This is a genomic window from Gorillibacterium terrae, from assembly GCF_051594785.1.
Lineage (GTDB): Bacteria > Bacillota > Bacilli > Paenibacillales > NBRC-103111 > Gorillibacterium.
In genome coordinates this window covers 128,703-145,392 of record NZ_JBPPGI010000007.1, presented here as the reverse complement: position 1 = coordinate 145,392, position 16,690 = coordinate 128,703, and the positions used below count along the sequence as shown (strand labels likewise).

The window sequence follows — 16,690 nt, the reverse complement described above, 5'->3', positions numbered from 1 at the left end:
CGGAAGGGACTAGCTCAGAAGTCGCACAATCTAACGAATGAAAGCGATTTATTTTCGTTGACAGTCGGGAAAACAGAGTGATATTCTTAGTAATAGCATTGAATGCAAACGTTTGCATTAATAATTCAAACTAAAAGGAGAGTGCAAATCCATGAGATGGCAGCGGATGATCCGAAACCGGAGTACGAACGCGTTGATTGCCTTCCTGCTGGTGCTGCAGCTGGTAGCGGGCTTTTGGCATGCGCCAATTGTAAGCGCTGACAATGGGGGCATCGGACCGGTTGGGCCGGCAGCGGGCTTGACCGATCAGCCCGGAGGCAAGACGAGCTGGTACATAGCCGGAAGCGTCAACAGCTGGAACAATGCCGATGCAGCCTGGAAATTCAAGCATCTGGTCGGCGGCTTCTATGCCTACGAGGCGCCTTTGGATGCGGGGCAGTACGAGTTCAAGCTGACCAAGAACGGCACTTGGGACGGGTTTGTCGATAGCGGCAACAATTTTAAACTGACGCTGAGCGAGCCGCAGACCGTCGCTTTTTATATCAACGAGGACGCGGGTCAGGCTCGCATCTCCGTACCGGGAGTGGCGGGTCTGCCATCCTATGCGCCGGCTCTTGCCGCAGACCGCTGGCCTCGGCTCGTCGGGAATTTGCAGACGGAGCTCGGGGAGGCGAACGACTGGTCTCCGGCGGATGCGACGCATTACTTCATTGACTACAACTTTGATGGAAGCGTATACATGTCGCAGGTCAAGCTGCCCGAAGGCCTCTATGAGGCAAAGGTGGCCTTCGGTCCGGATTGGAGCGAGAATTACGGCGAGACCGGCCAGGAAGGCGCTAACCTGAAGCTCGTCGGCGGAGAAGACCTCTACGCGATCTACAGCATCGATTACGCCGGAGAGAAGAAGCTGAAGGGCGAGACGTTCTCGGCTGGCGGAGGCTCGAATGGGCGGATCGACAAGGACGCCGTGGCTTTCGACAGCCGCTCCCAGACGTTTAAGAACCCCTTCGGCGCCCTTGCCGAGAACAGCACCGATCTCACGCTGCGGGTGGCGACCGCTCAGGACGACGTCCAGCTCGCCCGGGTCGAGCTGACGGATGCGAATGGACTGGCGTCGACCTTCGACATGCGCAAGGCGACGACCGTGGACGGCAAGGATTACTGGGAAGCCGTCATTCCGAAATCGGTTTTCACCGGCATCGGCGTATGGGGGTATAAGTTTATCCTGATCGACGGCTCGGCCAAGGCGGAGCTCGGCGACGACAAGAGTGGCACGACGGGCCGCGGCGGCACGGGGGTCGTGACCGACGACGGAGCCATTCCGTTCGATCTCACCGTCTATCGGGCCGATTACAAGACGCCGGACTGGATGAAGAACGCGGTCGTCTATCAGATTTTCCCCGACCGTTTCTTTGACGGAGACTCCTCCAACAACCGCGCCAAGCTGGTGGATGGAGCGCGGGGCGTCCGCGACGAGGATCGCCCGAACAAGGACGAAGGGATTCGTGCGCTGCCGCTGCAATATTTCGACGGCGGAGTGCCGAACGATCCCGCATCGAACCAGGTGTGGGGCAAGTGGAGCGACGTGCCGGAGAATCCCGACCGGGTGAAGGCGGAGAACAAGCCGTATTACCCGGACGCGATCTCGGACGGCACGTGGTCGAACGAGTTCTACGGCGGCGATATCGCGGGAATCCGGCAGAAGCTCGATTACCTGCAATCGCTCGGCGTGACGGCGATCTACCTCAATCCGGTCGCCTGGGCCGCCTCCAACCATAAATACGATGCCACCGACTACGAGCACCTGGACCCGATGTTCGGGCAGCCGGTGTACAACAAGCCGGGGGACCCGACTTCGGGGCTCAACTATGCGGAGACGCGCAAGGCATCCGACAAGGTGTTCATCGAATTCGCCAAGGAGATCAAGGCGCGCGGCATGCACCTGATCACGGACGGCGTATTCAACCATGTGGGGGACGACAGCATTTATTTCGACCGGTACGGCAAATATCCGGAGATCGGCGCCTATGAATATTGGGCCAAGGTCTACGATCTGCAAAATGCGGCCAAGGAGCGGGGCAAGACGCTCGCGCAGGCGGACGCCGAGCGGGAGGCGCAGGCCTGGTTTACCGCCCAAACCAATCCGGCGACCGGCAAGCCTTACGCCTACCCGAAGGATTTTGAATTCGTCAGTTGGTTCACCGTGGAGAACGTCAAGGTGAAGGACGACAGCGGCACGCATTACCGGTACGATGCCTGGTGGGGCTTCGATTCCCTGCCGGCGATGGATGCCAAGACGCCGCAGCCCGGCGATGGCGATGCCATCGGCACAAGCGGCGAGACGCATGAATGGAATAACGTCAATTACCGCGAGACGGTCATCGGCCATGCTCTGACCGGCAAGAGCGACAGCGACGCGTCGGCGGCGATGCAGAGCACCGTATCGCAGCGCTGGCCCTGGATGGGAGCGAGCGGCTGGCGGCTGGATGTGGCGCCCGACGTATCCGACGGAACCTGGCGGAAGTTCCGCGAGGCCGTCAAATCGACGGCGGGGCGGCAGGACGCGAACGGCAACGCCATCGAAGATCCGATCATTCTCGGCGAGGAATGGGGCGTGGCGACTCGCTATCTGCTCGGAGACGAGTTCGACTCCGTCATGAACTACCGCTTCCGCGGGGCGCTGCAAGCGTTCCTGATCGGGGGCGACGCGAAAACGTTCAACGACACGCTGGAGTCGATCCGCGAGGATTATCCGGAGGAAGCTTGGCGGACGATGCTCAACCTGGTCGATTCGCACGATACGACCCGCTCGATCACCAAGCTGATGTACCCGAACTACGAGGAGGAGCATCTCAAGATTGCGGAGGAGGCGAGCGCCAAGGCGTTGAAGCAGCAGGCGCTGGTCGCTCTGTTCCAGATGGGGTATCCGGGGGCGCCCACCGTTTATTACGGCGACGAGGTCGGCTTGACCGGCACGAAGGACCCCGATTCCCGCCGTTCCTTCCCCTGGGAACGGGTAGCCGAGACGAACGGGGCCGACGGCAAGAGCTTCTCGGCGACGGGCGTGTATACGGACCTGTTCGCCACCTATCAGAAGGCGGCCAAGCTGCGCGAGAGCGAAGCCGTGCTGCGCACGGGCGACCTAAAGGCGGTCTATGCGACCGGCGACGTTATTGCTTATGCCCGCAAGGATGACACCAAGGCCGCGGTCGTCTCCATCAACCGCGGAGAGGCCGAACAGACGGTGACGGCCGATGTGACCGGCTATCTGCCGGAAGGGCTGAAGCTCACCGACGGCCTCGGCAGCGGCGTGAGCGCCGTGGTCCGGGACGGGAAGCTGACGTACACCCTTCCGGCTCTGTCCGGCGTCATGCTGATCTCGGAGGGCACGCTGTCGCCCATCGGCGAAGTGACTGGACTCGCCGCCGTTTCCGGCAATGGCCTTGTTCAGCTCTCCTGGCAGGCGGTGGACGGAGCGGAAGGCTACCGCATCTACCGGTCCCTGCTCGACGGCGGCAAGCTGGAGCCGATCGGAACGAGTCCGACCGCCGCCTATACCGATGACCAGGTAACGAACGGAACCAAGTACTATTACCGCGTGGCCGCCTACCAAGGCGCGTCCCAGGGACTGCCGGGCCAGTCGGCGTCCGCTACGCCTTCCTATCCGATCGCGGCGGTCTCCGCCGTGTCCGGCGTGACGGAGGCCGTGTACCTGGGAGTCGGCAGCACGACGGGGGAAATGACCGTATCCGTCCTCGCACCCGGCCTGACCGACGGAAATCCCGGACAGGCGCCGTCCGGCTTGGTCGGCAAGCTGTCCTTCGCTCCGGCGGGCGAGCCGGAAGCCGTCTCCGCCAAGCCGCTCAAATTCAAGCAGGACGGAGCGGACGGGACGAAGGTGTACGCCGCTTCGTTCGAACCGCTGCAGGCCGGCGTGTATGACTATTACGCCTCCTTCTCCACCGACAACGGCGAGACCTGGACCGACTCCGCTTCGCATGCCCAGGTGATCGTCTACCCGAACCGGGAGGATGCCGAAGCGCCGGAAGCGCCGGCGCTGGCGCCGATCCTTCAGGAATCGAGCCGCGCCGTCTTGAACTGGACGAGCGAGGACAGCTCGGTGTACGGCTTTGAGATTTACCGGGCTCCGGCCGACGGGAAGTTTGTCCGGATCGCCGCCGTGTCAGGCGGCAAGCGCACGTACACCGATTTCACGGTCAGCAACGACACGGCCTACCGCTACAAGGTGGCCGGATACGATCTGGCCTACAACCGGGCCGAGTCGAACGAGCAGGCGGTGACGCCGAAGCTCGTCATGATCGATGTCCTGCTCCGCCTGCACCTGCCCGATTACACGCCGAGCACCGACGACATCACCATTGCCGGGGATTTCAACGGCTGGAACGTGAGCTCGACCAAGCTGCTCGTGCCGAGCGGCGCGACCAACCGCAGCGTGGTGGAATACTCGTTCAAGATGATGGCGGGCAAATCCATTCAATACAAGTACGCCCGGGGCGACTGGAACAAGGAAGCGCTCACGAGCCATAAGCACCTCGCGGGCGACACGGAGGACCCCGGCAACTGGGCGTACAGCTCGACCGATACCAACATGCAGCTCACCATTAATAATCAGGGCGGCAACCGCATGGTGGTCGACGACTATGTCCTCCGCTGGGTGGATATCCCGATGATCCTCCTGCAGCCGCGGATCTCTTATGGCGAAGGCATTCAATACTCGACCGATGACGATCATTGGACGCTGAGCGCAAACGTTCCCTACGGCGTGGCCTTTACGATCAACGGCCAGCCGCTGCCGGAGGGAGCGATGGATGCCAAGGGCAACGTCTATGTCGAAAGCATGCCTCTTCAGCCGGGCGAGAACAAATTCGAGCTGCACATCGAGCCGACCGCCGAGACGCTGGCACTGCCCTGGTACACGGATAAAGGCCGGGCAGAGAAGGCGACGAAGACGATTCCGGTGACCATCACCCGCACGAGCGGGGAGACCGCCTCTCCTTCGCCGAGCGCGACGCCGACGCCGGGCAGCACGCCGACGCCGGGCAGCACGCCGACGCCGAGCGCGACGCCAACGCCGGGCAGCACGCCGACGCCAAGCGCGACGCCAACGCCGAGCGCGACAACCTATCGCGTATCGGCGGCCGAGCTTAAGCCGGATGCAAGCGGGGAGGCCCGCGTCCGGATCGGCAGCGGCGTGGAGAGCATCGTCCTGCCGCGCGAAGCGGCCGGTCTGCCCGCGGGCGCTGTCGTCCGCATCGAACGGGGCGGCACAGCCGTGCTACTGCCGCAGGAAGTCCTGGCGAAGGCCGCCGCAGAAGGAACCGGCAGCCTGGTGCTGCATCTCGATGCCGTCAAGGCTGCCGATGCCGAGCAGCGGTACGTCGCGCTGAAGCGGCAGGGCCGCTTTGCCTCGGTGGCGGCGGTGCAAGCTCCGCTTGCCGCCAAGCTCGCCGTGCAGACGAGCGACGGAACGGAGCGGGCCGTCACGGCATCCGGCATGAAGCTGAGCTTCGCCGCCGCCTCCCAAGCAGCGGGTAAGACGGCCAACGTCTACCGCTTCGACGGAGCGGGGACCGCGGTTTACGTGCGCGGCGTCTGGAATAGCGCCGATTCCAGCTGGACCGTGCCTGCCGACGGCGCTTCGATCTATGCGCTCCTCACCGCCGTGCGTACCTTCGTCGACCTGCCGGCTGGGCATTGGTCCGCGCCCGCCGTGCAGCTCCTGGCGGCCCGCGGCCTGGTGAACGGCACGACGGAGCGGACCTTCGCTCCGGAGAAAGCGATCACCCGCGCCGAGTTTGCCGCCATGCTGGCCCGGGCGCTGGAGCTTAAGCCGCAGCAGGCCGCATTCGCCGACGTCAGCGCGATGGCTTGGTACGCCGATGCGATCGGCGCAGCCTTCGGGGCGGGAATCGTATCCGGCCAGGGGAGCGGCAGCTTTGCTCCAAACGCGGCCATCACCCGGGAGGAAATGGCCGTCATGCTGATGCGGGCCTACGCCTATGGCGTCAAGGCCGGCGCCGTCCAAGCTCTGCCCGGCGTTGAGGCTTTCGCTTCCTTCGCCGATCAAGCCGCCGTGCACGAGTGGGCCCGCGACGCGGTGCGGCAGGCGGCCGAACTGGGGCTGCTGAACGGCCGCGGCGACGGCCGGTTCGTTCCCGCCGATTCGCTCACCCGGGCCGAAAGCGCCCAAGCGCTTTGCCGCCTGTTGAACCCGTAAGAAGCTCCTTACCGATCGAGCGACAATCCCCAATCGGGCTGCACCCGCATGCAAAATCGCGGGGCAGCCCGATTTTTTCTCCGACCAGGGAGATACCGGCGGGTCCGGGTCCGGCACAATCGCGGATGGTTGCCGTTCGAGTGTCCTCTAATTTCGGGGGGGTAGACCTTTATTTTGTTAATTGTAAGCGCATTCTCTCGTCGTATAATAGTACTTACCCGGGTGCAAGAATGTGTTCAAGCCAGTTCCATTCTGGCTGTCAGAGGGTTTGGATAAAAAAGGGAGGGCAAGGAATGAGAAAAAAGGCAAGAGTCTCCGTCATGACCGCTTTTAGCGCCGTTATGGCGTTCAGCCTCATCATGTCAGGCTGCAGCAAGTCGGATTCCTCGAAGAAAGAAAGCGCTTCACCGACGGCCGCCGGAACGGCAGCCGCGACGAATGCGGCTAGTCCGGCTGCTTCGCCGGAAGCTTTGGAACCGATTACGCTGTCGATGTTCATCGGCGAACCGGGGCAACAGGCCGCCGCTGATAACAAGATCTACAAGATGATTAAGGAAAAAACCGGCGTCACCCTGAACATGGAGTTCCTGGTTGGCGACCTCCAGCAGAAGCTGGGCGTCATGACCGCCGGCGGCGACTATGCCGACATCATGACCGGCGACGACAAGCTGATTGCAGCCGGCGCCTTCATTCCGCTGGAAGACCTGATCGAGCAGTACGCTCCGAACCTGAAGAAGCACTACGAATCCGTGTGGAACAAGATCAAGGATCCCGCATCCGGCCATCTCTACGTTCTGCCGAACTACAACGTCTTCACCGGTAAGTTCAACGAAACCACCTACGAGGGTCCCGGCTTCTATCTCCAGAAGGATGTTCTGAAGGAGATGGGATGGCCGACACCGAAGACGCTGGACGAATACTTCGACATCATTACCAAATACAAGGAAAAACATCCCGACATGATCGGGTTCGAGACCCTGAACTTCGACTGGAGAACGTTCCCGCTGCGGAATCCCCCGGAACATCTGGCAGGTCACCCGAACGACGGCGGCGTTATCGTCGACGAGAACGGCCATGCCCAGATCTTCGCCGACAAGGATATCGCCAAGAACTATTACAAGAAGCTGAATGAGGTCAATGCTCAAGGACTGATCGACAAGGAAGCTCTCGTACAGAACTATGACCAGTACCTGGCCAAGATCGCCAGCGGCAAGGTCATCGGGATGTTCGACCAGCACTGGAACTTCGGGGACGGCGAAAACTCGCTGAAATCGCAGGGCAAGTACGGCAGCACGTATGTCGGCTTCCCGCTGACTTATGAAGGCGCCACCGAATACTACCGTGACCGTCCGACCCTTAACATCAACCGCGGTTACGGCATCTCCGTCAAGGCCAAGGACAAGGCCGTGCGCATTATCAAGTTCTTCGACTCTCTGATGACCGAAGACTGGCAGAAGACGCTGCAATGGGGTATCGAAGGCGAAGACTACATGGTCAAGGACGGCGTTTACTACCGCACCCCTGAACAACGCAAGAATGCCGACGATACCACTTGGAAGCTGTCCAACAAGGCCGAGTACTTCTGGAAGAACGCCCCCAAGATGCAGGGAACCTATGCCGACGGCAATGCTACCGATCCGGGCAGCCAGCCGCAGGAATTCTTCGACAGCCTGAAGCCGGTTGACCAAGAAGTGTTGAAAGCTTATGGACACAAGACTTGGGCTGAATTCTTCAAGGAGCCGGCGGAAAACCCGGTTTACTACCCGGCCTGGAGCATCGACCTGGTTGACGGTTCGCCCGCTAAGCTGGCTGATACCAAGCTGAACGAACTGTCCACGAAGTACCTGCCGAAGCTGGTTATGGCGAAGCCTGCCGACTTCGAATCTCTCTGGAAGGAATACGTCGACAAGATCTCCAAGATCAACATGAAGGCGTATGAAGACCGCATCAACGAACAGCTCCAATGGCGCATCCAGAACTGGTCCAGCAAATAAACAGAATGGCGGCAAGGCGGAGAAGAGGCAATCTTCTCCGCTCTGCTTGCCCTCGGTACAGGAGGGAATATCGATGGCCGAAGCCATACCGGCGGTCAAATCCAAGGCCGCAAAGAAACGGAGAGTCGATCCCGAGATCGGCGTCGCCATCAGTTGGAAGACGATCAAAAGCCAGAAGCAGCTGATCTTCATGTCGGTTCCGCTCGTGTTGTACGTGATTCTATTCAATTATGCTCCGATCTGGGGATGGTCGATGGCTTTCCAGCAATACCGGCCGGCCCTGCCGTTCAAAGATCAAAAATGGGTGGGATTCGACCAGTTCAAGTTCCTGTTCCAGGATGACGCATTCCTCGGCGTGCTGCGCAATACCCTGGCCATGAGCTTCATCAACCTGGTCCTGGGGTTCGTAACGGCCATCCTGCTCGCCCTCTTGCTGAATGAAATCAAAGTGCGCATCTTCAAACGCGCCGTTCAAACTATATCGTATCTGCCGCACTTCCTGTCTTGGATCATTGCGGCAGGCATCGTTTCCACCTCGCTCTCCATCAACGATGGCATCGTCAACGTACTGCTCATGAAGCTGCATCTGATCAACGATCCGATCATGTGGCTGAGTCAAGGCAAGTATTTCTGGGGCATCGTCGGGGCCTCCAACGTATGGAAGGAAGTCGGCTGGAACACGATCATCTACCTGGCCGCCATCACGTCCATCGACCCCTCGCTCTATGAGGCGGCCGCCATAGACGGAGCCTCCCGCTACCAGAAAATGCGCTTCGTTACCCTGCCGGGAATCAAGGCGACCTTCGTGATTCTGCTCATCATGAACATCGGCCACATCCTCGACGCCGGATTCGAGCTCCAGTACCTGCTCGGCAACGGGCTTGTCATTGACTGGTCGCAGACCATCGATATCTTCGTGCTCAAATATGGGATATCCATGGGCAACTACTCGCTGGCGACGGCAGCGGGCATCTTCAAGACCATTGTCAGCATCGGGCTGATTCTGATCGCCAATTCCATCGCGAAGCGCCTCGGCGAAGAGCGGTTGATCTAAGGGGAGTAGGCCATGGAAACTTCACGTTTGAAGAAAACCTCGGTGGAGCCATACGTTTTTAACACCTTGAATACAATCTTTATGTTGCTTTTGGTCACGGTGACCCTGTATCCTTTTCTCCATACGCTGGCGATCTCGTTCAATGACGGTAACGATGCGATGCGGGGTGGTATCTACCTCTGGCCTCGGAGCTGGACCTGGAAGAACTACGAGTCGATCTTCGCATCGGGTGCCGTCTATCACGCCGCGTTCATCTCGGTCGCCCGGACGATTTTGTCTACGGTGTTCGGCGTGTTCCTGACCACGATGCTGGCCTACACGCTGGCCCAGCCCCACTACGTCTTCCGTAAGAGCATTGGGATGGTCTTCATTCTGACGATGTATTTCAATGCCGGTCTGATTCCGAACTACTTCCTGATCAAGAGCCTGGGCCTCTTGGGCAGCTTCTGGGTGTATGTGCTGCCGGGTCTGGTCAGCGCCTTCAACCTGATCGTCGTGCGGACCTATATCCGCGGGCTTCCGAACGGATTGATCGAGTCCGCCAAGATCGACGGAGCCGGGGACTTCCGCATCTTCCTGCGAATCATCTTCCCGCTCTGTACGCCGGTGCTGGCGACCGTCGCGCTGTTCATCGCCGTCGGCTCGTGGAACTCCTGGTTTGATACGATGCTGTATGCTTCCTCCAAGCAGAATCTGAGCACGCTCCAATACGAGATGATGAAGCTGATCGGCACGACGATGAGCTCGAACAGCGATTTGGGTCTACAACATGGCGTAAATCCGGATAAATCCTCCGCCATGGTCACCCCGGAAACCATTCGGTCTGCCATCACCATCGTCACAGCGCTTCCGATCCTGTTCGTTTATCCGTTCCTGCAGCGTTACTTCGTCGTCGGGTTGAATCTCGGCAGCGTGAAGGAATAGTCCATACTTGCGAGCATCAACCGAATAGAGGAGAAAGGCCGTTTCAGCTCATGCTGGAGCGGTTTCTCCTGTTTAAAGCCCGGTGCGGTGGGAACCCCCGGCAGAAGCACGTCAAAGGAGGATGCGCTCATGCTGAAGGTGCTGTTTGCCGATGATGAACCGATCATGCTGGAAGGGCTTCGGCTGATGATCGACTGGGAGAAGCTTGGTTTCACCGTCTGCGGCGAAGCCCTGGACGGGGAAGATGCTTTGCAGGTGATGGAGGCGAACCGGCCGGACTTGGTGATTACGGATATCCGCATGCCGGTGATCGACGGCCTGGACCTGATCCGGCTCGCTTCAGCCCGCTACCCGGCCTGCAAATTCATCCTGCTCAGCGGCCATGCCGACTTCGGCTATGCCCGGCGGGCCATGCAATACGGCATCTCGAATTACTTGACCAAGCCGCTCGAAGAGGCGGAGCTGGAAGAGGCGGTTCGGGCGGCCGCGGAGCAGATCCACATGGAGCAGGCCGCGCTGGACAAGCAGCTGGAGGCGGAAAGCTTCCTGCGGGCAGAGTCTGTCGGACGGCTGCTGGAGGAGGACAAGGCACTGCTGAATGCCTATACACTCAACCTGGACCCGGACTGGGAGGAGGCATCGGTCTGCTGCGTGTTTGCAGCGAACGAAGGGGGCGCCGTCCAGTTTCCGTTCCGCCTGCAACAGATCATGGCCTCCCTCGGGAACGCCGGAGCATGCCGGCTGCTCCCCTTTGTGCTGCGCATGGGAAGATGCGGATATCTCGCGGCGGCCCGGACAGCGGGTGCCTCCGTCGAACTGGCTTCCGCCTTGGCGAAACGGTATGCGGCGGACGTTGCCCGGGAAGCCCGCTTCTGGATGAGCGCGGAACATGCCGGCGTAGGCTCTGCCCGGGCGGCCTTCCGGGAAGCCCAGACGATCGAGAGGGCCGGGCAAGGCACCGATAAGAAGGGGATCCGCGCTTGCAAGGAACGACCGGTCTCACCGGAAGCCGCCCTATCCCCGGAAGCGGCGGACCGCTTGCGGAAGGCGGTGGTGGCGGGCGAACTCGAAGCGGTTCGGTCTCAATCCGGCGACCTGGTTCGAACGCTTACGGCCAGCCAGGTGGCGGATACGTGGTGTGCCGCCTGGTTGGCAAGTCTGAAGCTCGAACTGCTGCAGGAAATCGAACGGCATGGAGGGGATCGGGCTAGTTGGGAAGCTGCCTGGTTTCGGAAGGACCTGGCCGCCCATTCGGAGCGTTCCGCCCTGGAAGATGTCTATCAGGCGGCTGTCTGGTTTGCCGAGCGGCGCGACCGGAAGGAAGATGCGCTGGAGTACGAGGTGGGCGATTACATTCGGGCCCACTTCCGGGAGAAGCTGCAGCTCCAGCAGGTGGCCGAGCAGTTTCATATCAATGCCGCTTACCTGGGCCAGCGGTTCAAGAGGCAGTTTGGCATTCCGTTCAATGAATTCCTCCACGAGGTACGGATGGAAGAAGCGAAGAAATTGCTGCGGCGCACCGATTTATCCATCGCCGATATCGCCTCGCGGGTCGGGTATGGAGACACGGACCATTTTACCGAGAAATTCCGGACGTTGAACGGAATCTCGCCTTCCGCTTACAAGAAAGGCAAAGAACCGGCAGGAGGGTTATCATGAGGAGCAGATGGAATCCGCTCGGACTCATCAACGACATCCCGCTCAAGATGAAGTTCCTGTTCATCTATGTATTCTGCGTCCTGATTCCGATTCTGACCATCAATGCCTTGTTCTACGTGCGAATCAGCGCCAATGCAGAAGCCCAGCAGCACAAGAATCTGCAAATATCGGTCGATCGGGCCGGATACGAAATGCAGCAGATGATCAACGAATGCGTGGCCATCGGCAATACGGTAGCCGCCGACCGGGTGATCAATGAGCTGCTGGACCAGAACTATGCCGATTATGGCGACTATTACGACAGCTACAATGATGTGCTGCGCGACAAGCTCCGACAGTATACGAATCTGCATTCCTACATATCCTGGCTCGGGGTTTACACCTCCAATCCGACCATCCAGAACGGCGGCAGTTATTTCTCCATCCGACCGGCCGACCTTACCAGCGATTGGTACCGCAACATCAATTCGACCAAGGAAAAGGTGCTGCTGGTCTCTTTTCTCGATACCAATCCGATGAACCCGCAGCAGAATATGATCTACGTCAGCATTATCCGGCGTCTGGACAACTATCCCGACCTGCTTAAGCACAGCAAATATCTGCGCATCGACCTCCGGCTCGAACATTGGCTGGAGTTGTTCAGCAACGAGCGGGATTACTTGCGCTTCCAGTTGGTCGACGAACAGAACCGGGTGGTCCTGGAGACGGGTCATTCGTACTTTGGCACAGGCAAGCAGCTCGAAGGCCTTTCACCGGATGAAGAGCAGGGCCAAGAGGCCCCCAACCGGTTTGTCAGTACACTCAACACGGCCAGCTATACCTCAGGGTGGAGACTGATCGGTACGCCCAACCGGGGCCTGGCCGACAGGCAGATGCACGTGACCTCCCGATTCTTCCTGGAATTGTCCCTGATCACGATCGTGGTCCCCACTGTCCTGATCATGGTCATCTTCAGTTCGTATAACCGGCGAGTCAGCTTGCTCTACAAGCACATGAAGCTGGTCAAATACGAGCGGTTTGAGCCAATCGCCATCTATGGGGGCAAGGACGAGATCGGCGGGCTGCTGAGCAGCTTCAATCTGATGACCGAAAAAATCCGCAACCTGATCAACGATGTCTACAAGCTGGAAATCCAGAAAAAGGACCTGGAGCTGGAGCAGGTCCGGGCTGAGCTGAATTTCTTGCAGAGTCAGGTGGATCCGCACTTTCTGTTCAATACCCTGAACGCTATTCTGGTCGTGTGCAAGAAATATCAGTACGATCAAGTTACCGACATCATTCGCAACCTGTCTCAGATCCTGCGGCGGCTGCTCAGTTGGAAGAACGACTGGGTCACCGTCAAAGAGGAGCTTGATTTCATCGACATGTATCTGCAGATTGAAAAGTTCCGGTTCCAAGACCGGTTCACGTATGAGCTGGATGTCGATCCGGCGGCACATGACTGTGAAATTCCGAAGATGAGCATCCAGTCGCTCGTCGAAAATTCCTGCAAGCATGGCCTCCAATCGGTAAAGGGCTTGCGGCGGATTCGCGTCGCAGTCCGGCTTGGAGAGGAGCTGATCATCGAGGTGGATGACAACGGGATTGGGATGGATGAGGACAAGCTGAACGAGATCGTCCGCAATTTGGATTCCGAAAGTCCGTCCGGAAAAAATATCGGGCTGCGCAATGTGTACAAGCGGCTCAACTTGTATTACGCCGGCAGGGCTCAGTTCAGCATCGAAAGCATCCCCGGCGAGCGCACGGCGATCCGGATCGGCATCCCCCGGGAGTTCTTGAACTGCCTGACTTTGGAGCAGCCTCATGTATAAGGTGATACTGGCCGACGATGAGCAGATGGCGCTGGAAGGCATCGAGCTGATGACCGATTGGACAGCGCTCGGCTATGAGGTGTGCGGCACTTGCGATAACGGGGAAGACGCCCTGCTGGCCATCCAGGAGTGCCGGCCCGACCTCGTGGTCACCGACATCCGCATGCCGGGCCTGGATGGGTTGGAGCTGATCCGGAAGGCCCGTGAATCCGGAAGCGAAGCGATGTTCGTCATCCTGAGCGGACACGACGATTTTGACTATGCCCGCACCGCTCTGCGCAGCGGGGTCAGGCACTATCTCCTCAAGCCGGTGATGGAGGAGGAGTGGGAATTAACGCTCAAAGAGGTAGCGGCAGAACTGCAAGAGCGCGAACGGCTGCGCGGGCAGGAAGACCGGGCCGAGAGCCGGCTCCTGTCGCTGGCTATCGCCCGGATGCTGCGGGATGAAAGCCTTGATGCGGACAGCAGTGCTTCCGAGCGGATGGCTCGGTTAGACGGAACGGTAGCCAGCTGGCGATACTTGCATCTGGAAGGTCTGCGGGATGAAGACCGGGAGGAGTGCCGCCGATTCTCGCAGCCTGGCCAAGCGGTGTATGTCGAACGGGGGCCCGGCCAAGCGGGATTCGTCGCCGAGGGAGAACAGACCGCCCTGCCGCTCGCCAAACGGCTTTACGACGAGCTGCGCGGCCGTGGAAAGCCGGTCCTGATTGCGGTCGGACCGCGCGTCGCCAGCCTGCGCGAGCTGGCCATCTCGTATTCGGGAGCGGTCGAGGCGGCGATCCCGTTTTTTTACCAGCCGGACGCAAGCGGCCTGGTTGACAGCGAAACATCCGAACGGCCGGAATTCAGCTATGACATCGATTCGGTTCGGCTGGTGGAACGGATCATGGCCGCCGCCGAACGGCTGCAGGACGAAGAAACGGTCGCGCTGATCGGCGAGCTGTTCGCCCGCTTTGAGGAGAAGCGGACCGCACCCGGCGTCGTCTACATGATCAGCGCGCATGTCGTGCTGAAAAGCCTTGAGGTGCTGCGCGAGTTGGGCGTGGCCACGGAGAATTGGCGCGACTGTATCGGCTTCCTCCGCACCGAGCCGGAATCGCTCGCTGCCCTGAAGCAGGCGCTCCAGGATTTTCTCAGGCAAGACATCGAATTGATCCGCCGGCACAAGGAGGCGGATTCCCGGCATCCGCTGCAGAAGGTGGAACGGTACCTGCAGGAGAATTTCCGCATGCCGGTGACGATCAAGGAGATTGGCGAACGCTTCTACATCCATCCGGTCTACCTCGGGCAAGCCTTTTTGCGCAAGCATGGCGTGAGTCTCCTGGAGTACGTCCACAACCTCCGGATCGAGGAAGCCAAGCGAAGGCTGGCCGAGTCCGAGGAGACCATCCGGGTGATTGCCGAGGAGGTCGGATACCAGCATTATCATCATTTTCTCAAGGAATTCGAGAAGCGTACGGCGCTCAAGCCGGCCGTCTACCGAAAGCTCCGCAGGGATGAAGGATGAGGGGGAAAACGCTTTAATCTGGTGATGGAAAGCGGATACAGAACCGGTATGATGGGCTTAAGGCCGCCAATCGCGGCCCTGAGCTCGATCAGGAGGGATTGTTCATGAGGGAAGGAAGAACAAGGGAGGTTCCCGCTCTCCGCGAACTATTTCGGGACCGGTTCCGCATCGGCGCGGCCGTCAGCACGAGAGTGCTGGCCTCGCAAGGAGCCTTCATTGCCAAGCAGTTTAACAGCGTTACGGCAGAGAACGAAATGAAGATGGCGGAAATTCATCCGGCCGAGGACGCGTATGCGTTTGAAGCGGCAGATCGACTCTTTCATTTCGCCGAAACGCACGGCATGGGCGTGCGCGGCCATACGCTCATCTGGCACAACCAAACGCCGGATTGGATCTTCGAGGGGCCGGACGGCGGACCGGCCTCGCGGGAGCTGCTCATCGAGCGGATGCGCAGCCATATCCGGACCGTGGTCGGCCGCTACCGGGGCCGGGCGTACGCCTGGGATGTGGTCAACGAGGCCGTGGAGGACAAGCGCCACGAGCGGCTGCGCAGGTCCAAGTGGCTCGATCTCATCGGCGAAGATTTCCTCCGACTCGCCTTCGAGGCGGCCCACGAGGCCGATCCGCAGGCGCTGCTGTTCTATAACGATTACAATGAGACCGATCCGGTCAAACGGGACAAAATCCGGGCGCTCGTCCATACGCTTCTGGAGCAGGGGACGCCCATTCACGGCATCGGCCTACAGGCGCATTGGAACATCTACGGCCCCTCGATCGACGAGATTCGGCAGGCCATCGAGGCTTACGCTTCGCTGGGCCTACGGCTGCACATTACCGAGCTCGACCTGTCCCTGTATGCGTTCGAGGACCGGCAGGTCCTGAAGGGACGGGCGCCGTCCGAGCGGCTCGCCGAGCTGCAGCGGCTCCGCTACGAGGAGATCTTCCGGCTCTTCCTGGAATACGCCGGGGTCATCGACTCCGTGACCTTCTGGGGAGTCGCCGACGATTACACCTGGCTGGACCACTTCCCCGTTCCGGGCCGGAAGAATTGGCCGTTCCTGTTCGACGAGCAGCGCCAGCCGAAGGCCGCCTTCTGGAGCGTGGCCGAACTGGCCCAAGCCAAAGGAACGAGAAGCCACTTAGCAACAGGCGTCGTCCGAGGCGACCCGGAAGGGGCTTGAGGCTACCTACCAAGGTAAGGCTAAGTAACAGGGTTCAAGCAGCAACAGAGTTCAAGCGAGTATACATAAATAACCGAAGCTATCCTCAGGGGCAGGCTATGCTCCTGGGAATAGCTTTTTTTGTACGGCGGGGTGTATCAGCTTTGTTTCTCTTTTCAGCTAAAAATGACAAAATACATCAGGAATTTTAAACATTATGGAGTTATTTCGACAAAAATTCTCATATATTGACACGTTCAAGAGAACTCTGTAGCATTCGCTCATAGAGATTGAGAACAGTTTCACTAAATCGGAGTGGATACATGTGAAGAGAGTGGCAAAC

The 16,690-nt window shown here is 59.6% G+C and carries 8 protein-coding genes; all 8 read left to right on the top strand.

The window, feature by feature from the left end; translation table 11 throughout:
- Positions 1-151: 151 nt before the first annotated feature.
- The 8 genes from ACSEXS_RS20805 to ACSEXS_RS20770 all read left to right on the top strand — a co-directional run bounded on the left by ACSEXS_RS20805 (position 152) and on the right by ACSEXS_RS20770 (position 16,368).
- On the top strand, positions 152-6,238 hold the full coding sequence (locus ACSEXS_RS20805; RefSeq protein ID WP_438435172.1) for an alpha-amylase family glycosyl hydrolase: 6,087 nt from the start codon (positions 152-154) through the stop codon (positions 6,236-6,238).
- 293 nt (positions 6,239-6,531) lie between these two features.
- A complete protein-coding gene (locus ACSEXS_RS20800; protein ID WP_438435171.1) occupies positions 6,532-8,232 on the top strand; it encodes a type 2 periplasmic-binding domain-containing protein in 1,701 nt (566 codons plus the stop codon).
- 73 nt (positions 8,233-8,305) lie between these two features.
- Positions 8,306-9,286, top strand: a complete 981-nt coding sequence (locus tag ACSEXS_RS20795; RefSeq protein ID WP_438435170.1) for an ABC transporter permease — start codon at positions 8,306-8,308, stop codon at positions 9,284-9,286.
- A gap of 12 nt (positions 9,287-9,298) precedes the next feature.
- On the top strand, positions 9,299-10,210 hold the full coding sequence (locus tag ACSEXS_RS20790) for a carbohydrate ABC transporter permease (protein WP_438435169.1): 912 nt from the start codon (positions 9,299-9,301) through the stop codon (positions 10,208-10,210).
- Between the two features lie 129 nt (positions 10,211-10,339).
- Positions 10,340-11,869 (top strand): response regulator, encoded by a 1,530-nt coding sequence (locus ACSEXS_RS20785; RefSeq protein WP_438435168.1) that lies wholly within the window; start codon positions 10,340-10,342, stop codon positions 11,867-11,869.
- Entirely contained in the window at positions 11,866-13,680 is a 1,815-nt protein-coding gene (locus ACSEXS_RS20780) for a sensor histidine kinase (protein ID WP_438435167.1), read from the top strand. Before ACSEXS_RS20785 ends, ACSEXS_RS20780 begins: the two co-directional genes overlap by 4 nt.
- Entirely contained in the window at positions 13,673-15,187 is a 1,515-nt protein-coding gene (locus ACSEXS_RS20775) for a response regulator transcription factor (RefSeq protein ID WP_438435166.1), read from the top strand. Before ACSEXS_RS20780 ends, ACSEXS_RS20775 begins: the two co-directional genes overlap by 8 nt.
- Before the next feature lie 104 nt (positions 15,188-15,291).
- A complete protein-coding gene (locus ACSEXS_RS20770) occupies positions 15,292-16,368 on the top strand; it encodes an endo-1,4-beta-xylanase (protein ID WP_438435165.1) in 1,077 nt (358 codons plus the stop codon).
- Positions 16,369-16,690: the final 322 nt, after the last annotated feature.